Here is a 23450-nt window from a genome sequence, read left to right on the forward strand (position 1 = left end):
ACCCGCTGGCCAACACCCGCTGGCCAACACCCGCTGGCCAACACCCGCTGGCCAACACCCGCTGGCCAACACCCGCTGGCCAACACCCGCTGGCCAACACCCGCTGGCCAACGCCCGCTGGCATAAACCCCCGACAGCCAACACCCGGTGACATAACCCGCCGCGGTCAACGGCCGGTGGGGTGAGCCGCCGGGGTCAACGGCCGGTGGCATGAACCTCCGACGGCCAACGCACGGTGGCCAACGTACGGTGGCATGACCCGCCGCGGTCAACGCCCGGTGGCCAACACCCGGTGGCATGCCCCCCGATGACCAACACACGGTGGCCAACACCCGCTGGCATAAACCCGCTGGCATAAACCCCCGACAGCCAACACCCGGTGACATAACCCGCCGCGGTCAACACCCGGTGGCATGCTCCCCGACGGTCAACCCCCGGAGGGTCGCAGCAGTTCCGGCCGGGCCAGTATGCGGCGGGCCGTCCGGCCCGGGGCGAGGGTCGCGCGGGCGACGATCCATCCGGCCAGTGTGTGCGGCTCGGCCGGGTCGTCGGCGAGGGCGTCCTCGTAACGGGCCAGCGCGGCGGCCGGGCGCCCCGCGGCGAGGTACTCGTCGGCCGTACGAGGCACGGCGGGGCGGGTGGCGAAGGCCTGGGTGCGGACGTCAGGCCACAGGGTCCGGTCGGGGCGGAACCGATGAGCGCCCCCCAAGGACCCGCCGGCCGGGTCGACGTTGCGCAGCCGCCACTCCGTGCGGTGCAGGGCGGCGGCCGTACGGGCGCGGGCGAGGGCCGTCTCGGGCACCGGCTCGCGCAGCCAGCCGTCCAGCGTGCGGGCGAGCCCCGACACGAAGGCCCTGCCCGGAGCGGTCAGCCGGCCGCTCGTCAGCAGGGCGCGGACCACAAGACGGCTCTGGAGACGGCGCAGCGCGAAGTGGTAACCGGCCTCCTCGCGGCCGACCTCGTCGCGGCCGGCTTGCTCATGGCCGGCCTGCTCGGCACCCGTTTCCTCGCCACCCGTCCCCTCGATACCCGTCTCCTCGCCACCTGTCCCCTCGGCACCCGCCTTCTCGGAGTGATACGGACCGGCCAGCCGGTCCCGCCAGAAGCCGGCCACGCCGGTGAACGCGTAGGCGCCGTGCAGGAGTCCGGTGAGATGGCGCGGGTCGGCGCGCCAGGGCGCGTAATGGCGCTCCTCGCGGTCGTCGTCGAGCAGCGGGAAGAGGTGGAGGAGCGCGGCGAGTTTGCTGTGCTGGAACTCGTGGACGAGGGTCTCGGCGAGGGCCGGCGCGCAGGCGGGGCGGGCGATCACCATGGCGCCGTAGGAGTCGCCGCTCGAACCGGACAGGGGAACCGCGGGCGGTGCGGGCGGCAGGACGCCCGTACGGCCGAAGGGGACGACGGCCCGGATCGCGGCGGGGTCCACGCGGCCCGGCCCGGTTCCGGCGGGGGTCGCCAGAATGCCGACGGCGTCGTCGAACAACCGCTGCCACTCCTCTGCCTCGTCGGCGTCGAGCCGGGCGGGCGGGACCGGGTCGTCGAGGTCGCGGTAGGGGTCGAGGTCGTCGAGGGGTATCGCGGTGACTCCGGCCCGGCCGATGTGGGTGAGGGTGCGCAGCGGGTACCAGGTGGCGGGCCCCTCGGCGCCCTCCCCCCTGCCGTGAGTCCCGGATACCTCCGCCTCTGCCCCGCCGTGAGTCCCGGATACCTCCGCCCTGTTGTCGTACCCGGGCACCGGCACTCGGGCGGCCCTGTGGCTGCGGAGCGGCTCCGTGGCCGGGCGGCAGGTGAGGGTGGTCGGCACTGAGTGTCGTCCGGGGCCGGTGAGGGTGAGGGTGCCCCGGCTGGTGGCGGCCACGCCGGCCGTCCAGCCTGCGGGCGCCTCCGGAAGGCGGGCCTGGCCGAGGCCCGGGAGGGACAGGGCGCCGTCGGTGAGCGGGACCCGCAATTCGGCCGCCGTGCCCGCGCGCAGGGACGCCGTCACCGCCAGCGCGCACAGGTGACCGGCCTCCACCCACAGCGGCGGGCCCGACGCGGTGCCGTGCACCCGGCGCAGCACGTGGGCGAGCCAGCCGCCGGTCGCCGGGGCGAGCAGCAGCCGCTCGACCGGGCCGGGCGCCCGCTCGGCGGCGTCCTTGAGGACGCGCCACGCGTCGGCGGCCGGTGTCAGCGGGGTGGGCAGTGCGTCGAGGTGGTCCAGCAGCGTGCGCAGCAGCAGCATCCGGCGTGCGCGCTCGCTGCGTTCGAGGAAGGCGAGGGCCTGCGCCGAGCCACCGCCGACGGCCAGTTCCGCGAAGAGCCCCTCGGGCATACGGAAGGGAGCGGCGGTGCGCGGCTCACTGGTCATGGACGGGGACCTCCGGTCGCTCGGAAGGGGCGCAGGTGGACCCCGGCGGGCAGGCGGAGACCTCATGAGGGCTCGGCCGATCGGGCGGGAGCGCTATTCGGCCCGCGCGCTGCCGCCGTTTCCTTCGTTCCCGCCCCTCATGCTGCTGCGGGCGCGCAGGACTTCGGCCAGCAAACGGGTCGAAGGACGCAGCGGAGCGAGGCTGTCCACCGCGGTCAGGGGCAGCCCCGTGAGGTCGGCCAGATCCGCCTCCCAGCAGTCGCTTCCCGAGACGACGGCCGGCTCACGGACGGCGGCTTCGACATGCAGCCGAGCAGTCGGCTGTTCCAAGGTGCTCCCCCTTTCACGAAACGGTGGCACACAGTTCCTTGTGTCCCTTTCCATCATGGCCATTCCTACCCCCGTCGAAAACCGTACGATCACGCCACCTGATCATCCCGGGAGGCTCCGGCGCCCGTTCCGCTCCTCGAACTCCCGCAATGCCGCCTCCAGTACGGATTTGCGTTCGGAATCGTCGTCGACGGACACCACCGCGTCGTACAGCTCCCACAGCGCCTGCGTGCCCCGCTTGGCGAGGTGGTTGAGCAGATAGGTGGCGTCCGTGCGGGCCTTGGTGTGACGGGCGAGTGTCTGCGTGTCGCGCGGGTCCAACGCGGCGACCACCGCCTGCCGTTCGACGGGGTCGGCCATCAGCGGATAGGCCATCAGGGCGTCCACGGCCCGCAGCAGCGGGGAGACCGGACGGCCCGCCGAAGACGGCGCGGGCGGCGTGGAGGGTGCGGACGGGGCGGACGGGGGCGGTGCCGGCTGGAGCAGTGTCTCCGTGCGTTCGGGGCTCTGCAGCCGGATCTCGGGGTACTGCAGAGTACGGCCTGCTTCCCTGAGGGCCCCGATGCGTGTCCGGACGGCGGGAAACAGCTCCTCCGGATCCGGCGGCGCGGGCAGGACGGCGTCCCGGTCGGCCAGGAGGCCGAGCAGGATGTCGGAGAACAGCCCCGTGCCCCGCACCGGGTCGTTGGCGGCGGCCCGGCCGCGGCCCGCCGCGCGCAGCAGGGTCTGCTGATGGGCGAGGTTGCGCCGGCCCACGGGCAGGGCGTCGGGCGGGAGTTGTTCCCGCAGGGCGAGGTCCTCCTCGAAGGTCTCGCAGGCGTCCACGACCCACATCTGGCGGGCGAGGCCCGGCACGGCGTCCCCGGCGTACCGTTCGAGCGCGGAGTCGAGGTCGATGCCCAGTTTGTCGGCGGTGGTGGCGTCCGCGCAGAACAGCCGCAGGCGTCCGGACCGGTCGAGGACCCCGTGTCCGCCCCACCACACCCACAGGATGTCGCCCTGCGCGAGCGGGAGTTCGCGGACCAGAACGCGACGCAGGGTGGCCTGGTCGGCCGGCCCGTGGGGCAGTCCGGGATCGTAGGGTGGCAACGGTGCCAGATGAAGCCGGAGTTGACTGTCCGGCACCCCTGCGTCGCGCAGCAGCCGGTGGAAGCGGACGGCGTCCCGGGCCGGTCCCGGCAGATCCCAGGCGGGTCCGGCGTCGTAGTGCTCGACGCCGACGATCAGGGCGTGGACGCGGTGCGGGTCGACGCGGGCGGGCACGGGGCCGGACGCGAGGTCGGTCACGGGGTCGGTCACGGCAGGCGGTCCACGATGTGCCGGTACACCTCGGGGTTGGTCCAGTAGGCGCTGTGCGCGGCCGGGAAGGGCTGGCGGCTGTCGACGGCCGTGTCGGTGACGCGCCCCGGGAACAGGGCCGCGCCGAGGTAGCCGAGCAGGTCCCGGGGGTCGTACAGATTCAGCCAGTCGGGGACGTGGGGCGGCAGGGGCGCAGGGTGTTCGAGGCAGGGCAGGGAGCCCGACTCGTACAGGAACGGGCCCTGGGAGCCGGCCGTCACCAGGAGCCGGACCTGCGGCAGGGGCTCGGAGATCAGGGTGTCCAGGGCGATGATGCCGCCCAGACTGTGTCCGACGAGCACGACGGGCGGCTCCAGGCCCGCGACAAGAGTGCGCAGGTCGGCCCGGACACCCGCGCCACGGCTGAGGTAGCGCAGGACGTCCCCGGCGGCGGGGTGGGCGGCCTGGGTGAGGGCGCGCCGGCGGCGTACGGCCGCACGCGAGGCGGCCGACCCCGCGACCCGCAGCACCAGGGAGCGCATCCCGCGCTCGCTGCCCCGCGGTGGTGCGCCCAGGGCCTCGGCGATCCGGTCGACGACGGTGTCACGCGTGTCGCCGACCGGGACGAGCGGGGTGTCGGCGTCGAGGGCGTCGGCGATGATCCGGGCGGCCAGACCGCGGGCGGCGAGCACGGCCAGGTCGTCCGGGGTGAGGGCCTCGGCCGCGGGCGCGAGCAGCGGGTGGGCGGCCAGGTCGGTCGCGGCGCGGGCGAGCCCGGGCCCCAGCTCGACGGCGGGCGTGTCGCCCTGGGCGGCGAGCGCGGCCAGGCGCGTCTGTAACCGCTGGTGCGGCAGCGGGGAGCCGGGGGGACGTTCGCCCTTCGGTTCCGCGCCGGCTGCCGCGAGGGCGAGTTCGGCGTACGGATCGGCGTAGAGGGCGGCCCAGGTCGCGGTCGGATCGTCGGCAGTGTCCACCACGGCGGGTGCCTCGTTGAGTCCACGCGTGGTGCCCGCCTCCGGCGGCAGGCTCGCACCGCCTGCCGCGAGCGTGGCGCCGTGCGTGTCTCCCCAGTAGTAGGGCACGATGCGAAGTCCCTCGCGCAGCGCGGTCAACCCGGCCGCGACGCGCCCCGCCAGCGCAGAGAAGCCAGGTTCGCGAACACCCGTCCCATGAATGAAGACGACCGCTGTCATGTGCCCCCCGTGACACCTGTGAAGCGTCGTGTACGACTACCGTCGTGACGTCAACTTATCAGTATCATGGGTAGGTTGGGATCGAGCAAACTTGCGAGAGCTGCGCCACCCGCCACCGGACGCCCGGACGGTCTGCGCGCCTGGACACACAGGGGGACCGCGTGAGTCCTGATGAGACGGTCATGCACATCCTGCTGGCCACCGCCCTGATCCTCGTGGTCGCCCATGCGTCGGGCTGGCTGGCGCAACGGCTGAAGCAGCCTTACATCGTGGGCCAGTTGATCGCGGGCATCGCGCTCGGGCCCTCGCTCCTCGGCAGCGCGTGGCCGGGCGGGCACACGTACCTGTTCCCGAAGGAGATCGACACCGCGCTGACCGGCTTCGCTCAGCTCGCCCTGGTGCTGTTCCTGTTCGCGGTGGGCTACGAGCTGGATCTGAAGGTCCTGGGCGACCGCGCGCGTTCGGCGGTGACCGTGGCGGTGGCGTCGTTCGTGGTACCGATGGCGGCGGGGAGCGGCTGTGCCCTGCTGTTCCGGGACCAGCTGCGTGATCTGGGCATGCCGCATCTGACGCCCGCCCAGGTCGTGTTCGCCGGCGTCGCCCTGTCGATCACGGCGGTTCCGGTGCTGACGGCCATAGTGCGGGAGAACAACATGTCCCACACGGTGCCCGGGGTGGTGGCCGTCTCCGCGGCGGGCCTCCTCGACGTCATCGGGTGGACGGTGCTGGCCGGGGCGCTGCTGGGTGGTGACAGCCAGGGGCAGTCCCTGAGCTGGGGGTGGCGGGCGCTGCTCGCGGCCGGCTTCGTCGCGGTGATGCTCGTGGCGGCCCGGCCGGTGCTGCGCAGGCTGCTGTGGCGCACCCGAATGGAGCCCTCGCTGCGCCTCGCGCTGCTGGCCAGCTTCGCCGTGGCGTCGGCGGCGGTGACTCATGCGCTCGGGCTGCATGTGATCTTCGGCGCGCTGCTCGCGGGTGCGGTGGTGCCCCGCGAGGAGGACGGCACCCTCGATCCGGACCTGCTGCGGGCACTGCACACCGTCAGCTATCTGTTCGTGCCGTTCTTCTTCGTCCTGTCCGGCAAGGCCGTCGCCCTCAACAGCCTGGACGGCACCGGCTGGGCCGTCCTGGCGGCGGTGACCGTGCTGGCCGTCACGACGAAGATCGGCAGCAGCGCGGCGGCGGCTTCGCTGAGCGGACTGGACCGCGGCGACGCGTGGACCGTGGGCGTCCTGATGAGCACGCGCGGCCTCACCGAACTGATCGCCCTCAACGCGGGCTACCAGGCCCACCTGCTCAGCAAACCCCTCTACACGGTCCTGGTCTTCATGGCGCTGGCCACGACGCTCTTCACCCAACCGCTGCTCATCCTGGTCCGCCGTTGGGCCGACCGGGACAACCTGGATAACCTGGGCAACCGGAACGACAACGGCCTTCCGGCGCCGCCCGTCGAACCGGCCCTCCGGCACCCGCAGGACGGCGCACCGACCGCCCCCGCGGCCGACGTGGGCTGATCACCATACGGGACCTGCCTCCGGCGGGCCGGGTCCGCGCACGACGCGGGCCCGGCTCCGGGCGCCCTACAGCGGCATGGGCGCCATGTCGCACTCGATACGGCGGCGCGTACGGGCCGCGTTGAACCAGGGGTGGTCGGCACGGACCACCCCGGCGAAGCCCTCCACCGCCGTGCGCTGGAGTTCGTCCGCCTCCTCGCCTCGGCCCAGACCGCGCAGGTCGAGGGCGAGGTTCGCGATGCACGCCAGGGTCAGCGGGTGCTTCTCCCCGGCGACCTCGGTGAGCAGCGCGAGGTTGGCCTCGCCGATCTCGCGCGCCCGGTCGAAGTCCAGTCGCGCGGAAGCCGTGTTGGCCTGGCCGATCGCGACCGTGAGCGCGGTGACATGCTGCGGGCCGACCGTTTCGGCCAGCCGGCGGACCGCGTCATCCTCAAGCTCCTGCGCACGGTCGAGGTTGCCCAGCGCCCGCATGGTGGCGGCCAGATTCGCCTTGGTCAGCAGGGTGTACGCGTGGTTCTCCCCGAGCCGCTGCGCGAAGCGCGGCACGGTGGTCTCGGCCAGTTGCCGGGAGGCGTCGAGGTCCCCGGCGAGACGGTGGTCGACGGACAGGTTCGTCGCGGTCGTCAGCGAGTCGAAGTGGTCGGGACCGTAGCGGTTGACGAACCGCCGCAGCGTCTCGTCCGAGAGCCTGGCGGCCTCTTTGAGCGCGCCGTCACGCCGTCGGCACACGGCGAGGTTGCGGGCGATGCGCAGGGTGAGCGGGTGCTCCTCGCCCAGCGTGCCGCGTGCCCTGCGGTACGTGTCCTCCTGGAAGTCGCGGGCGCCGGGGTAGTCGCCGGACTCGCGCATGTCGATGGAGAGGGCGTTGAGGGTGTTGAGGGTGAAGAAGCTGGCCGGGCCGAACAGCAGGTCACGCTGGCGGGCGTTCTCCTGGTCCAGCGGCAGGGCATCCCGGAACTGCCCGCACAGCCGCAGGTCCACGCCGTAGGCATGGGTGGCGCGCAGCGTGATGGGGTCGTCGGGGCCGAACAGGGACCGCGCCAGGTTCCTGGCCTCCTCGGTCAGGTCCAGTGCCTCCTGGAAGCGGCCCTGGTAGCCGTGCGCGTCGGCCATCTCGCACAGGGACTCGATCATTTCCTCCGGCTCGACCTCGATCCGGCGCGAGGTCTCCAGCGCCTTCTCGGTGAGCGGGATGGACTCGGGGACCTGGCCGATCTGACGCAGGAGGAACGCGAAGGCCTTCGCCATGCGGATGACGTGGAGGTCCTCCTCGCCGCTGGCCGCGAGCCAGGCGTTCCAGGCCTGCCGTGCGAGGTTCGCGGAGCCTTCGTGGTCGCCCCAGTAGTAGAGGAACCACACGGTGTCGAACACCATGTCGCGCACATAGGTGTCGGTGCTGGTCACCGCCTGCGACGTCAGGACGTGCGGCAGCAGCGCCTGGTACGCGCGCCATTCCAGGGAGGAGCCCGACGGGCCCGGCTTCGCGGCCGACAGCAGCTGGTGGGCGGCGTCCCGCATCCGCTCGCGTTCCTCGGGTCCCAGCTTGGCGAGGAGCACGGTCTGCAGCAGGCGGTGCATCTGCAGGGTGTCGGAGCGGGGGTCCACCTTGACCAGGGAGAACTGGTTGAGGTCGCGGATGGCACGGTTGAGTTTGATCGACTCGCGCAGCAGCGGGTCGACCTCGGGGGTGATGTTCACGCCGCGGCTGCCGCGCAGCATGGACCGCGGGATGGGCTCGGGGGCCATGCTGGCGCAGATGTCGAGGAGTTGCCGGGCGCCCGGGTTGTTCTCGAGGATCCGCCCCAGCGAGATGTCCCAGGCCGCGGCGACGGAGACCGGGTAGTCGGGAGACGGGTCGAGTTCGAGGATCTCCGGGCTGCGCGCGGCGAGCAGGTCGAGGTACTCGTCGACCTGCATGCCCGTGACGGCCCGCCAGGCGCCCGCCTGCTCGACGGCGAGCGGCAGGTCGCCCAGCGCCTCGGCGAGCCGGCCAGCGTCCTCGGGGTTCAGGTCGGGCGAGCGCTTCTGGAGCAGCTCGACGGACTCCTCGCGCTCGAAGACGTTCACCGGCAGAGAGGTCGCCACCCGCTCCCACGCACGGTTCCGGGAGGTCACGATGACCTTGCCGGGCCCGTTGGTCGGGAAGAACTGCCGGACCGCGTCGACGTCCTCGGCGTTGTCGAAGACCAGCAGCCAATTGTCGTACGGCGCCCCGGTGCGCAGCGCCTCCAGGACCGCGGGCACGGCGGTGTTCGCGGCGGGGGCGCCCGCGCTGTCCTGGCCGGCCGGCGCGACTCCCAGCTGACCCGCCAGGCTGGCGAGCGCGGCCAGGACGAGGCTCTCGCGCTCGGCCGGGATCCAGCAGATCACCCGGTAGTCGTGCTGATGGGTGTAGACGTACTCCAGTGCCAGCTGGGACTTGCCGACGCCGCCGAGCCCGTGCAGCGCGTTCGGCAGGACGGCCGCGGTGTCCTGACTCGCGAGTTGCTCCTCCACGGCCCTGAGCAGGCTCTGGCGGCCGACGAACGACGTGTTCCTGAGGGGCACGTTGACCAGGAGGGCCGGCGTTGCTGCGGTCGTGGTGCTCGTCATGAGCTGTTCAGCCTCCGGGGCTTCGGGTTGGGTGGCGTCGGTTACCAGGGGCGGCACGGTTTCTCCAGGCTCGTCGGGGACGCTCGACGCTGGAACACTGCCTTCTTCGCCGCCGGATGCTCCGTCGCCGCCCGTGTCGTTCACTCGCTCGGCGGCATCGCTCGTCCGCGTGGCGAGGTTCGGTTCGATGCGTTTGGCACGTTCGGAGTACGGCCCGGACAGGGCGCGCATCACGGCCAGCTCGCTGCGCGCCCAGCCGAGTTCGGCGGGGTCGGGCAGGGTGGTCCCGATCGGGTCGCGCAGGGCGGCGCGCAGCGCGACACCGCGCGGGCCGGCGGCGGGCAGGTCGCCCACCACGCTGACGGTGCGGGCGAGTTGGCTGCGCGTGGTGGTGGCGAGCAGAGCCTCACGGACCCCGTCGGCGAACTCGGGGCGCCCCTCGCCGCCGCTGTTCCAGTCGATCAGGCCGCCCATCAGGATCTCGGCGAGATGCCCCGGCCCGGTCTCCGGCATGGTGCGTCGCCGCAACTGCTCCACGAGGTCGAACTCGAAGGGGATGGTGGCCAGTTGGGTGGCCAGTCGGCGCGCGGCCGGGGTGGCGAGCGTGAAGAAGCGGCGTACGGCGGCGGGAGCGGCACGCGGGAAGCGCGGGGCGCGCAGGCCGGGCGCGGGGGCGCCCTTGGTGAGGGTGCCCGCCAGGACGACCGGCAGGGAGCGGCGCACCCCGCGCTCGCCGGTGACCAGGTCGGCCCAGGCGGCGAGGGAGCCCGGCTTGAGGGAGAGCACGGGCACCGGCACGGAGTCGTCGCCCGCCTCGGGCAGCGGACGCAGCGGGTCGGGGCCGCCGGGCGGCGCCCAGTGACCGAGGCCCTGGTTCGGGGCGCCGAATCCGCCGGCCTCCAGGACCGCCGGGTACGGGTACAGCGTGGAGCGGTGGCGCAGATGCGGCGGCAGCAGGTGGACCAGCGCGGTGGGGCCGGCCTGGGCGAGGCGGCCGAGCAGGTCGTCGGCGGCGGGGGCGGCCCAGCCGTGGGCGAGGCCGTCGGTGACGACGAGGAACACCCGGCCGCCACGCCCGTCGAGCAGTTCGCCGGGGTCGGCGGCGGTCCGTCCGGTGGGCCAGCGCAGCGTGGCAGGGCCGGTGCCGGTGCCCGTGCGCGGCATCTCGACCCGCATCGCGCGTACGGCCCGGAAGGCGCCGCTGTGTTCGGCCGCCTCGGCGAGCCGGGCGACGGTGTCCTCCCAGATCAGCATCGTGGGGGCCGCGTCGGTAAGGAGGACCAGGTCGAAGGCGGAGGTACGGGCGGGACGCAGGAAAGGCATCCACATGCCGTCCACGACTCCCTGTTCGGCGGTGGTCTCCTCGTCCAGTTCCAGGGTGTCGCGGGAGGGGATGCGCCGGGCCAGCCGGTGCAGGGCGCGGGCGAGCAGGGCCGTGGCCCTGCCGGGTCCCGGCTGTCTGGGTTCCTCGGCGGGCAGCAGCGGCCGTCCGACGTGCAGGCTGTAGGGGCCCTGGGGGTGGGGTAACAGCTGTGCCGCGACGGCGCGTTCACCGTGGCTCGTCGACGTGGCCGGGACGGCGGGGTCACGGGGCGGGACAGGCGCCGGCGTCGGAATCGGCCGGGCGTCGGCATGGACGGCGGGCGACGACACGGGGTCCGGGTCCGGTACGGCGGACGGGTCCGCGTGGGCGTCCGGGTCCGCGCTCCCGCGGTCCGGGAGCGGGCGGGGCCGCCCCTCCCCTGGATCCGCCGGCTCCCCGGAGTCCGTCGTCTCCCCGGACTCCGCCGTCCGCTCCTGCCCGGCCACGGCCGGACCACCGTCGCGGCTCCAGTGCGCGGCGAGCCACACCGCGTCGGCGATCTCCTGCCAGTACGGCGCGAACCGCTCCTCGGCTTCCACCCCTTGGGCCCCGGTCACCGGGTAGGTCAGGTCCGACGCCCGGGTGTCGACCTCCAGGGCGTCGGGGAGCACCGCACCGTGCTCAGGCGCCTGCGCGCCTGCTTCCGGCATCGCCGAAGCGGGCGACGACCCCGAAACGGGACCTCCGTCGCCGAGCCCGGACGCGTGCTCCCTGGGAGTCATTCAGCGGCCCTTCGCGAGGTCGCGGAGGAGCATTTCTACGAGCTTACGCCCGTCGCCGTCCACCTGAAAACCACCCGCAGTAGTCATCTGGACAGCGTTGAGCAACTGGTCCAGCGAGTGGGTGCCACCCGCCTGGACCCGCTGTACGAACAGGTCGACCATCTCTTCGGCACCCCCCGGAAGGGCGTCGAAGTGCCCCTTGACCATGGCCAGAAGTTGTTCCCGGGTGGGGGTGCGCATCTCCAGGGGCAGGCACCGCCGGCGGAACGCGGCCGGGAACTCGCGTTCCCCGTTGCTGGTGATCACCACGACCGGGAACTCCCGGCACTCGACGCGCCCGCCGGCCAACTCGGCCCGGCCCCCGGGGTCACTGGTGTGAACGCTCGCGGCGTCGGCGGCGTCGCGCACCAGTTCCGGGATCTCATAACTTCCGTTCTCCAGGACGTGCAACAGGTCGTTCGGCAGGTCGATGTCGCTCTTGTCGAGCTCGTCGACAAGAAGCACCCGGGGACGATCGTAGGGCAGCAGAGCGGTGCCCAGGGGACCCAGAGTGATGAAGTCTCCGAGAACCGGGGGAAGTTGACCCTCGCTTGAGGGAGTCGCGGAGTCGGTCGTGGCTTCTGCGGACGCCTGCGGAGCCCCGTCGCGCAGTCCGGCCTGCCAGGCGGCGATGGCCTGGGCGCGCCCCATGGCGTCATGGACGTACAGGCCGTCCCGCAGCGCCGTCCGGCTGACGACGCTCCACTCCAGGACCCGCCCGAGGCCGAGTTCGCGGGCGATGACGTAGGCCAGGGTGGACTTGCCGACGCCCGGCGGGCCGGTGATCAGCAGGGGGCGGCGCAGCAGGATGGCCGCGTTGACGGTGTCGATGTCGTCCGGGCCGAGCTGCGGGGTGACGCTGTGGCTGCCGAGCCGGCGCAGAGCGGCGGCCGGATCGTCGGGCGGGGCGGGCTGGGTCCGGGCGCCGTTGAAGCGCCGCCAGGGTGGCGCCTCGGGCAGCTGTGGCGGGGAGTCCGGTTCACGACCGGTGGCGTGGAACACCCGCCATCCGTTCACGACCGTCTGCTCCTGCGCGCTCATGCCGATGCCTCCTAGCTGGCGAGGTCCGGGTCGGCGGGGTGAAGATCGACGACCCGAGTGGGATCATCCCAGAGAAATCCGATATGTCGGCCGAGGAACCGGCCCGGCCCTTTGGCGTGGAGTACCGCGTTCTGCCGCAGTCTGTGGATCGCGACCGGGATCTGCGCGGGTGTCTGGACGGACGCGAACACGGCGGTCACCACCTCCCTGCGCTCGTCGTCGAACACGCCCCTGCGGTCCCAGACCGCGAGGCCTATCCCCTCGGCGATCGCGGCCTTGAGCGCTTCCAGCGCGGCGACGTCGTCCGGTGCGTCCAGCACCACGGCCGTCCTCATGGCCTCCCCGGAGAGGGCGGCCTGCCACGCGTCGAGACGACCGCCGTCCGGCTCGGTCCAGCCGTGCACGGTGACGCCGTGCCGTCGCAGTGCCAGCCAGCGCTCCCGCCACTGCTGGAGGACGACGGCGTCATCGGTGCGCATCCGTTCGAGACTGCGCAGATGCACCCCGTACTTCAGCCCCAGCGGCATGGGGCGCCCGTCGCCGATCTGGTAGGTCAGTCCCGCCACATCGTGGTTGAGGAGGTCGTACGGCAGGACGAACTCGACGTACGGCGGCGGCTGGAGGCGCTCGCCCGCGTCCGGCCCGCGCGGGACCGACCAGAGCCGGGCGCCCTGCCGCAGCGCGCTCTCGACGGCCCCGCCCAGGCCGTCCAGCGTGGTCGTGGCCGGATCGCCCGGCTGCGGATCCCAGCGGCCCTGCGTGGTGTTGAGCCAGGGGCGTACGACGATCTCGCCGCTGCCGTCCCGGGCCGGTTCCACGGCGACGATCAGGCAGCGCGGGAGGTCGGGGTCGAAGGGGGTGTCGGGTCGCGCACTGCGGCGCTCCTTCAACTCGCGTGAGAGATTGGCACGTTGGGCCCACTGGTCGACCCATTCGGCCAGGGCGGTGCCATGGGTGGGGGTGCGGGCGAGCCGGGACGCCCGGTCGAGGAGGAGGACGGCGGGCGGCAGTCCGTCGGGCTGGGTGTTCCATTCGAGGACGTGTAACAGGAGTTGTTCGGGGGACAGTCCGGTCGGCAGGTCGAGGCCGTTGAGTTCCTCGACGAGGTCGTCCCGCAGCCGGCGGGCCGGCAGCTCGCCCCGGACGAGGACGGCGCGCGCTTCGGCTTCCTCGGCAGGGGACAGCGGGCCCGGCAGGATGCCGGGAGCGGCCTCGGACAGGGCGACCGGCTCGATCAGACGGTCGAGTTCGTCGCCGGCGGGGCTTCCTTCGAGGATGCGGACCACACCGACGAGCACGTGCTCGCCGCCCGCCACGTTCAACGCGGCGCGCACCAGCGCCGCGACGTCCTCGCGCAGCTTGACGCCCCGCAGATCCACCGGCCGCTGCAACTGGTCCGCCAGCATCGCGGCGAACTGGGCACGCCCCGGCGCGTCCTCCATGCAACCCAACGGGCTGAGCGCGTCGGTCAGCTGTAACAGCAGTTCCCAGCCCCTGCCCTGCCCGGCACCGTCCTCGAGGTCACCGGATCCCACACCTGTCTCCACCGACTTTCCCCCTGAGTCGGTACGCCTGCCTGACTGACCAGCGAAGTTAGCACGGCAACCAGCGGTTAACCAGGGACCTGTGGGACCCGGGGCGCCGGGCCCGGCCAGGGCGTCTCATACGGGACGCGCCTGGCCGGAATCGATCGAACCGGCGTGCCGTACGTCGGTTGAGCCGGCGTACCGGACATCGATCGACCAGCGTGCCGGACATCGATCGAGCCGGCGTGCCGCACCTGGAGCCGTCCCGGTCACAGCCGCGGGTCCACCGGCTCCGACTCCAGGGCCAGGACCCCGAACACCGCCTCGTGCACGCGCCACAGCGGTTCGCCGTCCGCGAGGCGGTCCAGGGCCTCAAGGCCGAGGGCGTACTCGCGGATCGCCAGGGACCGCTTGTGGTTCAGGAAGCGCCGCCGCAGCCGGTCGAGGTTGTCCGGGCGGGTGTACTCGGGGCCGTAGATGATCCGCAGGTACTCCCGCCCCCGGCACTTGATGCCCGGCTGCGCGAGCCGGTCCTGCTCCGTGCGCACCAGCGCGCCGAGCGGCTTGACGACCATGCCCTCGCCGCCGCGACCGGTCATCTCCAGCCACCAGTCGACGCCGGCCCGCACCGAGTCGGGGTCACCGGTGTCGACGTACAGCCGCCGGGTGGTACCCAGCAGTCCGGTGCCGTCATGCTCCACCAGCCTGTCGATCAGGGCCAGTTGCTCGTCGTGCGGCAGCGCGGCGAGGCTGCGTCCGCGAGCGGCCAGGATCTGGAAGGGGGCCAGGCGTACGCCGTCCAGGCCGTCGGTGGTCCAGCAGTAGCGGCGGTAGGCGTCGGTGAACGCGGCGGCGTCGGCGGCGCGTTCACGCTGCCGGGCGAGCAGCCCGTCCACGTCCGCGCCGCGCCCGGACGCCGCCTCCAGAGCGGCGAGCGCCCCCGGGAACACCGCGCCGGACGCGGCGCCCACGGCCGCGTACTGGCTGCGCAGCAGACCCGTGGCCTTCAGCGACCACGGCATCAGTTCGGCGTCCAGCAGGAGCCAGTCCGTGTCGAGTTCGGCCCACAGTCCGGCATCCGTGACGGCCGAGCGCAGGCGGCCCAGGATCTCCTCGGTCACCTTCTCGTCGTCGAAGAACGGCCGGCCGGTACGGGTGTACAGCGCGCCCGTGGGGCCGTCCACACCGAACCGCTCACGCGCCGCCTCCGCGTCCCGGCACACCAGGGCCACGGCCCGCGAGCCCATGTGCTTCTCCTCGCACACGACCCGCGCGACCCCGTCCGCCGCGTACTGCGCGAAAGCCTCCACCGGGTGCTCCAGGTAGCCGTCCACCTGCGAGGTCGCCGTCGGGGCCATGGTCGGCGGCAGGTACGGCAGCAGGCGCGGGTCGACGGCGAAGCGGCTCATGACCTCCAGGGCGGCGGCCGCGTTCTCCTCGCGGACCGCGACCCGGCCCGCGTGCCGGGTCTCCACGGCCCTGCGCCCGTGCACGTCCGCCAGGTCCAGCGGGCGCCCGTCGTGCCCGCCGGGCGCCTCGCCGCGCAGCGGCTTGGTCGGCTCGTACCAGACCTTCTCGGCCGGTACGTCGACCAGTTCGCGCTCCGGCCAGCGCAGCGCGGTCAGCTTGCCGCCGAAGACGGCCCCGGTGTCCAAGCAGATGGTGTTGTTGAGCCAGGTGGCCTCCGGGACGGGGGTGTGGCCGTAGACGACCGCGGCCCGGCCCCGGTACTCCTCCGCCCACGGGTAGCGCACGGGCAGCCCGAACTCGTCGGTCTCGCCGGTGGTGTCGCCGTACAGGGCGTGCGAGCGCACCCGGCCGGAGGTACGGCCGTGGTACTTCTCGGGCAGGCCCGCGTGGCAGACGACCAGCTTGCCGCCGTCGAGGACGTAATGGCTGACCAGCCCGTCCAGGAACCGGCGCACCTCCTCCTTGAACTCCTCGCTCTCGCCCTCCATCTGCGCGACGGTCTCGGCGAGCCCGTGGGTGTGCTGGACGTTGCGGCCCTTGAGGTAGCGGCCGTACTTGTTCTCGTGGTTGCCCGGCACGCACAGCGCGTTGCCGGAGCCGACCATGGACATCACGCGGCGCAGCACGCCGGGGCTGTCGGGGCCCCGGTCGACCAGGTCGCCGACGAACACGGCGGTACGGCCCTCGGGGTGCACACCGTCCGCGTAGCCCAGCCGACCGAGCAGCGACTCCAGTTCGGACGCGCAGCCGTGGATGTCGCCGATGATGTCGAAGGGGCCGGTGAGGTGGGTGAGGTCGTTGAAGCGCTTCTCGGTGACGACGGTGGCGTTCTCGGCCTCCTCGACCCCGCGCAGCACGTGCACCTTGCGGAAGCCCTCGCGCTCCAGGTGGCGCAGGAAGCGGCGCAGTTCGCGGATGTGCCGCTGGATGACCCGGCGGGGCATGTCGGCGCGGTCGGTGCGGGCCGCGTTGCGCTCGGCGCACACCTCCTCCGGGGTGTCCAGGACGATGGCGATGGGCAGCACGTCGTACTTCTTGGCCAGCTCGATCAGCTGGCGCCGGCTGTCCTGCTGCACGCTGGTGGCGTCCACGACGGTGCGACGGCCGGCGGCCAGCCGCTTGCCGGCGATGTAGTGCAGGACGTCGAAGGCGTCCCGGGTCGCGCTCTGGTCGTTCTCGTCGTCGGACACGAGGCCGCGGCAGAAGTCGGAGGAGATCACCTCGGTGGGCTTGAAGTGCCGACGGGCGAAGGTGGACTTGCCGGAGCCGGAGGCGCCGACGAGGACGACGAGGGAGAGGTCGGTGACGGGGAGGACCCGCCCCGCGCGTGCTTCGGTCATGCTGCCTTCGCCTCCTTCTCGGCCTTCCCGGATGTGTCCGTCGCCGTCTCGGTCTTGTCTGTCGTCTCGGTCTTGTCTGTCGTCTCGGTCGTCTCTGTCGTCTCTGTTCCCAGGGTGAACACGGCCATCTGGGTCGGCGGGCCCACCTCGGGGTCGTCAGGGCCGACGGACCTGAACTCGACGTCGTAGCCGTGCCGTGCGGCGACCGTCGCCGCCCAGGTGCGGAACTCCTCGCGGGTCCACTCGAAGCGGTGGTCGCCGTGCCGGACGTGTCCGGCGGGCAGGGTCTCCCAGCGGACGTTGTACTCGACGTTCGGGGTGGTCACGAGGACCGTGCGGGGGCGGGCGGCGCCGAACACCGCGTACTCCAGGGCGGGCAGCCGGGGCAGGTCGAGGTGCTCGACGACCTCGCTGAGCACGGCGGCGTCGTAGCCCTTGAGGCGGCGGTCGGTGTAGGCGAGCGAGCCCTGGACGAGCCGGACCCGGGACGCCTGCCGCTCCCCCATGCGGTCCAGCCGGAGCCGGCGCGCGGCGATGGTGAGGGCCCGCACGGACACGTCGACACCGACGATCTCGGTGAACCGCACGTCCTTGAGCAGGGCCTGCACCAACTGCCCCTGCCCGCAGCCGAGGTCCAGCACCCGGGCGGCACCGGACGCGCGCAGGGCGTCGAGGATCGCGTCCCGGCGCTGTACGGCGAGCGGGGTCGGCTTCTCCTCGGTCTCCGTGTCCTCCTCGACCGCGTTGTCGATGTCCTCGACCTCGCTGTCGTCGGCCTCGGCCAGGCGCACCAGTTCCAGCCGTTCCATCGCCTGCCGGGTCAGCGACCAGCGGCGGGAGAGATAACGGCTGGTGATCAGCTTCTGCTCCGGGTGGCCGGGCAGCCAGCCCTCGCCGGCCCGCAGCAGCTTGTCGACCTCGTCGGAGGCGACCCAGTAGTGCTTGGCGTCGTCCAGCACGGGCAGCAGGACGTACAGATGGCGCAGCGCCTCGGCGAGGGTGAGCGTCTCGGACTCCAGGACGAGGCGGACGTAGCGTGAGTCGCCCCATTCCGGGAAGGCGGTGTCCAGGGGCACGGGCTCGACGGTTGCCGTCCAGCCCAGCGGCTCGAACAGCCGTCGTACGAGTTCCGGGCCGCCGCGGGCCGGCAGTGCGGGCACCTCGATGCGCACCGGCAGCGGGGCGGCGGCGCGCTCCGGGCGGACCTTGCACACGCCCCGCATGGCGCTGGAGAAGACGGCGCTCAGCCCGACCGCGAGCAGCGAGGAGGCCGCGTACGGCCGGTCGTTGACGTACTGCGCGAGCGCGGCGTCCGGCGCTCCGCCGCGGCCCTTCCCCTTGCCCCGCCGCACCAGCGCCACCGCGTCGACCTCCACCAGCAGCGCCGCCGTGCAGCGCTCCGCATCCGCCTGTGGGTAGAAGACGTGGGCCGTCCCGGATGAGGTCGAGAAGGTCTGGGCGTTGTCGGGGTGCTTGTGCAGCAGGAACCCGAGGTCGGTGGCAGGTCCGGCGGCGGTGCCGCGCGTGGAGATCGTCAGGAACACATGTCCGAGTCTTCCGTCCTCCCGCCTTCGTGACCACCTGTTTTCCCGCGGCTCCCCAGCGCCGTGCGCGAGCGGCCGGAAGTGCCCCTGCCCTCGGCGGCCCCGCGGTCCGGCAGGCGTGTACATGCGGTGGTCGCGTACGCACCCGCATGCATGATGGATACATGGATCTTCGTGTGTTCACAGAGCCCCAGCAGGGGGCGACCTACGAGACGCTCCTGCGCGTCGCCAAGGCCGCTGAAGAGCTGCGCTACGGGGCGTTCTTCCGGTCCGACCACTACTTGCACATGGGCAACGTCGACGGCCTGCCGGGTCCCACGGATGCCTGGATCACCCTCGCGGGCCTCGCCCGGGAGACGAGCCGTATCCGTCTCGGCACGCTCATGACCGCCGGCACGTTCCGCCTTCCTGGTGTCCTGGCCATCCAGGTGGCGCAGGTCGACCAGATGTCCGGCGGACGGGTCGAACTCGGTCTCGGCTCCGGGTGGTACGAGGACGAGCACAAGGCGTACGGCATCCCGTTCCCGAAGGAGAAGTTCGGGCGCCTGGAAGAGCAGCTCGCCGTGGTGACGGGCCTGTGGAACACGCCTGCCGGCGGGCGGTTCGACTTCGACGGCACCTACTACCAGCTCAAGGACTCCCCCGCGCTGCCGAAGCCGGCGCAGAGCAGGATCCCCGTCCTCATCGGCGGCCACGGCGCGAAGCGGACGCCGGCTCTCGCGGCGCAGTACGCCGACGAGTTCAACATGCCCTTCGCCTCCGTCGAGGACAGCGAGCGCCAGTTCGGCCGTGTCCGGGCCGCCGCCGAGGAGCGTGGCCGCAAGGCTGACGACCTCGTCTACTCCAACGCCCTTGTCGTGTGCGTCGGAAGGACGGACGCCGAGGTGAGGCGCCGGGCCGACGCCATCGGGCGCGAGGTCGACGAGCTGAAGGCCAACGGCCTCGCCGGCTCGCCCGCCGAGGTCGTGGAGAGGCTGGAGCGGTACAAGGCCGTCGGTTCACGGCGCGTGTACCTCCAGATGCTGGACCTCGACGACCTGGACCACCTGGAACTGATCGCCTCGGAGGTCATGCCGCAGGTCGCCTGAACGCGGACGTGGCGGCGCCGGAGGCGCTGGAGGCGCTGGAGGCGCTGACGGCTCTGCAGGCGGCCGGGGTTCGGGGCCGGGGTTCAGGGCTCTCCGGCCGGGACTCAGGCGTCGGAGTTCGGGGTTGGGGGTTCGGGCTGAACTCCGCCCGAGGAGGGCGGAATCGACCGAGGGGCGGGCGTCGGTGCGAAGGACGCCCGCCCCTCCGGTCCCCCGCTTCGACCCTGAACGGGCCTCCCTCAGGCGCCGGACAGGCCCGTTCCCCCGTCCAACCGTCCCTCCCCGCCGTCACACGCCCGACGGGCTGTCCTTCGTTCCCTCCGGCAGGATCTCCTCACGCGCCGCCAGTTTGCGCAGCATCTCCAGGACGCGGTCCCGGGACTCGTCGGCCGCGTCGATGGCCTCCATGCACTGCCAGTAGGTCGTCTCGTCCGCCGCGCCGCTGGCCAGGCCGACCAGGGCTATGCCGACCTCGCCGAGGAGGCCGCCGAGGCACAGCAGGGTCCGGCGGGCGTCGGCGAGTTCGGTGAGCTGGGCGGCGCGCAGGTCGCCGGGGTCGAGTTCGGGAGGGTCCAGGACGCCGCAGCCCCGGCCCGCCAGCTCGGTGAGGCCCAGTGCCTCGCCCCGCAGTTCGGGCGGGCCGGACACGGCGAGGCGGCTTCCGATCGCCTGCGCGAGCGCCTGGGCCTGCCACACCTCCGCCATGACGTCGGGCGCGTCGGCGCCTCGCGCCAGGGCGTGCCTGCTCGTGTCGATGAGTCGTACCGCGTCCATCCCTTGCCCCCGTCCGCTTAACCGTGCTTCCCCGCACGTCTGCGTGAACCCTTCTATCCACTACCCAGCGTGAGGGTCACTGGGACGAAAAGCCAGAGGAAGACGGAAATCTGTGGACAACAATTCGGATTCACCCCAGGCGTTAACTCCGGAGAGTGATAACGGAGTGCGCAAGTCCGGCAGTTCGGACGCCGGAAACAGGCCCGGCGACCCGTTCAGGACGGCACGGTCTCAGTCGAGTGAGGGCGTCCGGTGGGTCAGCCCGTTGTCGCACAGGTCGACGGTGAGCATCCGGCGGAAGGGATTGGCGAGGTTCCTCTCCCGCCGCCCGATGTCCCAGTACCCCGAAGTGACGACTGCCAGGATGGCGAGCACGCCGATCCACGTCGTCCACACTCCCAGCAGCACGGTGAACAGCTCCACGGCGAGAAAGAGGAAACACGGCGCCCACAGGACCACGGACAGGGCCAGGAGGACCTCTACCGACTCCGACGCGTGGTTCATCCTTTCGTTGGCCACGAAGAGGACGATCACCACCACCGAGGAGACGAGGAATAGCCAGCCCGCCGGGGTGGAGAGGTCCGACCACGGCTTCCGCGCCGGGGGAACCCACGTGGGACGCGATGTGATCACCGTGGTCACGGCACGCAGGCAGGCCGTCACGAAGAACGCGACGACCGCGCTCCGGACGGTCCACTGCATGACGGTCTTCAACAACACGGGCGCCCTGGGCGGTGCCACGCACGCGGCCTGCCAGGTGGCCTTGGTCAGCGTCGGGCTTGTCCTCTGCCCGATCAGGCGTGCGAGCAGGAGCGTCTCGACCTCCTGGGGAAGCGGCCCGGCCAGGTGGCGGTAGATGGGCGGCAGGAGCCGGTGCCTGTGGAAGATCTCGGCGAACTCGTCGCGGCGCTGCTGACCGGTCAGGGAACCGACCCAGTTGTGGATCTGCTGGCTGTCCGGACTGCTTCTGCCCTGCCGCAACTGCGCCGGAACGGTGCTCTGGTTGTATCGGTTCCGCTCGATCCCCAGGGCGGCTATGGGGGTTCCGATCCTGCGGTCGATCTCCCGCACCTCGATCGGTTCGTCCGGCATGGGCGGGTCGGACACATGACCGTCCAGATACCCGTTGTCCAGCAGAAACCCGACGCGCCCCGCGATGCGGCGCAGCACCGCGGAAGAATCCTGAGCAGTCCACAGCCAGTGATAGGCGGCATCCGTCTGCGGTGCCTCGCACTCCCGCAGGGCCTCCTCCACGTCCGACACGCGGATGAGCGAGGCCAGCCACCAGGCCGCGCGGCGCGCCGTGGCCCCGTGCGCCCACAGGAGCGCGGCAAGCTCTGTCGCCGCCGCCGGTGTACCGGTGGTGCCCAGGGCGTCGACGGCCCAGATCTCCCGCCGGCCGGATGCCGCGAGGGCGAGCTGGGGAATGGCGATCTCTCCCATGGAGCGCAGAACCGCTCGGGCCCCGGCACGGCGCCCGTCGTTCGCCTCCAGCTCGCCGAGACATGCCGCCGCCTCCTGCCGCTTGGACGCCGCCAGGGCGCGCAGCGCCGCCGCCTGACGTCCGGAGAGAGGCTCCCAGGCGATGTGGCGGAGCAGCTCGAACATGCCATTGCCACGGGGGGTGTTGTTGGACGCGAGAGCACCGAGCGCGGTGACGACGGCCGCGCCCTCGTCACCGTCGATCTCCAGGCGCTCCAGGAAGTGGGCGATGATCTCCTCGGCGAGAACCGCGCTCACGGAGGTCGCGTCCGCGAGGCTCTCCAAGGCGAGGATCTTGCTGTCGTCCCGGGCGTCCGCGAAGAGTTCGGAGATGACCGGTGTGCAGTCGACGCTCGCGACGGCACACCACAGCTTGACGACTTCCCGCCAGGCGCCCGGGTCAGCCCGGTAGTTGTCCAGAAGCCTGCCGGGAGCGTCATGGAGTGCCTGCGCGGTGAGGAACTCCTGGAGGGTGAGGTGGGCGAAGCCGTACTGGCTCCTCAGGGCGTCCAGCGGGCGCAGCAACTGACTGCGTTCCACGATCTCGTCCCGCAGCGGCAGTATGTGATCGGCGTCCAGGTCGAAGTCGGGCAGCAGGGCGCGCACGACCGATACCAGGTTCGTACCCGAAATGGCCAGACGGTCGTCCCGCTCCGTGGGTGCCTCGTGCATCGTGAGCGCGATGCGCTGGAGCACGATCAGCTTGCGGTTCGCGTGGTACTGGGCGATCGCCCGGGTGCGCCCCAACTGCCGGTCACGGTCGAGGAGATGGGCGATCGCCGCCTTGTAGAGGCCGGAGCGGCTCTTGGGGAGGGGGCCGAACTCCTCTGCCCGGTCGCCTGACTGGAGATAGGCGATGATGGTGAGCAGGAGTGGCCTTCTGGCGATGCGCATCAGCTCGCGATTGCTCCGCAGGGATGCGATGACACGGTTGACGTCGAGCGTGGCTTCCGCTTTGTTCCAGTTGTTGAGGAAACGCCGCATCGACGCATCGTCAAATTCCGCCAGGCGCACGACATGGGCGAATTCCGGGCTGAGCTGACCGTCGTACACGGCGGTACGGCAGGTGACGATCATGGGGAGCCCACGTGGGTCCGGGCGAACTCGCGCAGCTCTCCCTCCACCCGCTCGCGGTCTTCGCGGCCCACCTCGTCGAGCCCGTCGAAGAAGACGCGCAGACGGCCGGTGTCCAGCATCCTGTCCACCATCGACGCGGCGCCGAGCACTTTCGCCCGACTGAACTCGGCGACGATGAAATCCCGGAAACTTTTCCGGGAGGCATTGCAGTTGTGCAGGTTGATGATGACAGGGACCTGAGTGTCGTCCTCTCTTTCCGCCCATCGCAGAATCTCCGTCTTCAGAAGCAGGGACCTCCCCGCACCGGGCTCCCCCAGCACCACAACCCGGGAGCTGCCGCTCAGCGTCTCGCTCATGTCGGCCCGTTCTGTGCCGACAGCGGACTGAAGGGGGACGTAGATGCGCCGGATGTCGATGTTGGACGTGTCGAAGCCCAACGGATGCCGGCCATGCCAGTCCTCGGCGCGCTGCCGGTACCTCCGGTGCTGCCTGCCGCCGACCCACCGCATGGAGTTCCGCTGACGGAAAACTAACTCGACGGTGCGCGAGGCTAAGCCTTTCATCAGCTCGCTGAAATACGCGGCGAGAAGAAAGATCGCGGTAAAGACGAGTGCCGCGACACCTACCCCGTAGGGCAGAACCTTGTCGAATTGATCAACCACTGGGCCATCGCAGGGAAGACACAAGCACACGGGAGCCCCTACTCAGGAACTGCCCCTGCCCCAGGGCTTCGGCG

The 23450-nt window shown here is 71.9% G+C and carries 14 protein-coding genes; 2 read left to right on the plus strand and 12 right to left on the minus strand.

What is annotated here, in order from left to right:
• Window positions 1-427: 427 nt before the first annotated feature.
• The 4 genes from ACGFYV_RS04055 to ACGFYV_RS04070 all read right to left on the minus strand — a co-directional run bounded on the left by ACGFYV_RS04055 (window position 428) and on the right by ACGFYV_RS04070 (window position 5145).
• Window positions 428-2344 (minus strand): HEXXH motif domain-containing protein, encoded by a 1917-nt coding sequence (locus ACGFYV_RS04055; protein ID WP_393876770.1) that lies wholly within the window; start codon window positions 2342-2344, stop codon window positions 428-430.
• A gap of 93 nt (window positions 2345-2437) precedes the next feature.
• Window positions 2438-2674: a hypothetical protein gene (locus ACGFYV_RS04060; protein WP_393876771.1), complete on the minus strand. Its 237-nt coding sequence runs from the start codon at window positions 2672-2674 to the stop codon at window positions 2438-2440.
• A gap of 102 nt (window positions 2675-2776) precedes the next feature.
• The gene (locus tag ACGFYV_RS04065; RefSeq protein ID WP_393876772.1) at window positions 2777-3973 is read right to left on the minus strand and encodes a caspase family protein; all 1197 of its coding nucleotides are present in this window, start codon (window positions 3971-3973) and stop codon (window positions 2777-2779) included.
• The gene (locus ACGFYV_RS04070) at window positions 3970-5145 is read right to left on the minus strand and encodes an alpha/beta fold hydrolase (RefSeq protein ID WP_393876773.1); all 1176 of its coding nucleotides are present in this window, start codon (window positions 5143-5145) and stop codon (window positions 3970-3972) included. The genes ACGFYV_RS04065 and ACGFYV_RS04070 overlap by 4 nt, the downstream gene beginning before the upstream one ends.
• A 161-nt stretch (window positions 5146-5306) precedes the next feature.
• On the opposite strand from ACGFYV_RS04070, the gene ACGFYV_RS04075 reads away from it, so the two are divergent.
• The gene (locus ACGFYV_RS04075) at window positions 5307-6656 is read left to right on the plus strand and encodes a cation:proton antiporter (protein ID WP_393876774.1); all 1350 of its coding nucleotides are present in this window, start codon (window positions 5307-5309) and stop codon (window positions 6654-6656) included.
• A 66-nt stretch (window positions 6657-6722) separates the two neighbouring features.
• Here the strand turns inward: ACGFYV_RS04075 and fxsT are convergent, their stop codons facing one another.
• The 5 genes from fxsT to ACGFYV_RS04100 form a co-directional block, all read right to left on the minus strand.
• Window positions 6723-11261: an FxSxx-COOH system tetratricopeptide repeat protein gene (fxsT, locus tag ACGFYV_RS04080; RefSeq protein WP_393876775.1), complete on the minus strand. Its 4539-nt coding sequence runs from the start codon at window positions 11259-11261 to the stop codon at window positions 6723-6725.
• Window positions 11262-11333: 72 nt separating this feature from the next.
• The gene (locus ACGFYV_RS04085; RefSeq protein ID WP_393876776.1) at window positions 11334-12413 is read right to left on the minus strand and encodes an AAA family ATPase; all 1080 of its coding nucleotides are present in this window, start codon (window positions 12411-12413) and stop codon (window positions 11334-11336) included.
• An 11-nt stretch (window positions 12414-12424) separates the two neighbouring features.
• Window positions 12425-13948, minus strand: coding sequence for a hypothetical protein (locus tag ACGFYV_RS04090; protein WP_393876777.1), 1524 nt, complete (start codon window positions 13946-13948; stop codon window positions 12425-12427).
• A 260-nt stretch (window positions 13949-14208) separates the two neighbouring features.
• Window positions 14209-16749, minus strand: a complete 2541-nt coding sequence (locus tag ACGFYV_RS04095) for a polynucleotide kinase-phosphatase (protein WP_393876778.1) — start codon at window positions 16747-16749, stop codon at window positions 14209-14211.
• Entirely contained in the window at window positions 16746-18293 is a 1548-nt protein-coding gene (locus tag ACGFYV_RS04100; protein WP_393876779.1) for a 3' terminal RNA ribose 2'-O-methyltransferase Hen1, read from the minus strand. Before ACGFYV_RS04100 ends, ACGFYV_RS04095 begins: the two co-directional genes overlap by 4 nt.
• A 164-nt stretch (window positions 18294-18457) precedes the next feature.
• Between ACGFYV_RS04100 and ACGFYV_RS04105 the strand changes: the two genes are divergently transcribed.
• On the plus strand, window positions 18458-19381 hold the full coding sequence (locus tag ACGFYV_RS04105; RefSeq protein ID WP_393876780.1) for an LLM class F420-dependent oxidoreductase: 924 nt from the start codon (window positions 18458-18460) through the stop codon (window positions 19379-19381).
• Window positions 19382-19669: 288 nt separating this feature from the next.
• Here ACGFYV_RS04105 and ACGFYV_RS04110 read toward each other — a convergent pair whose 3' ends face one another.
• The 3 genes from ACGFYV_RS04110 to ACGFYV_RS04120 form a co-directional block, all read right to left on the minus strand.
• On the minus strand, window positions 19670-20155 hold the full coding sequence (locus tag ACGFYV_RS04110) for a DUF6099 family protein (RefSeq protein ID WP_393876781.1): 486 nt from the start codon (window positions 20153-20155) through the stop codon (window positions 19670-19672).
• Between the two features lie 231 nt (window positions 20156-20386).
• Window positions 20387-22714 (minus strand): NACHT domain-containing protein, encoded by a 2328-nt coding sequence (locus ACGFYV_RS04115; protein WP_393876782.1) that lies wholly within the window; start codon window positions 22712-22714, stop codon window positions 20387-20389.
• A complete protein-coding gene (locus tag ACGFYV_RS04120; RefSeq protein ID WP_393876783.1) occupies window positions 22711-23376 on the minus strand; it encodes an NACHT domain-containing protein in 666 nt (221 codons plus the stop codon). Before ACGFYV_RS04120 ends, ACGFYV_RS04115 begins: the two co-directional genes overlap by 4 nt.
• Window positions 23377-23450: the final 74 nt, after the last annotated feature.

This window comes from Streptomyces sp. NPDC048297, assembly GCF_043201585.1.
Lineage (GTDB): Bacteria > Actinomycetota > Actinomycetes > Streptomycetales > Streptomycetaceae > Streptomyces.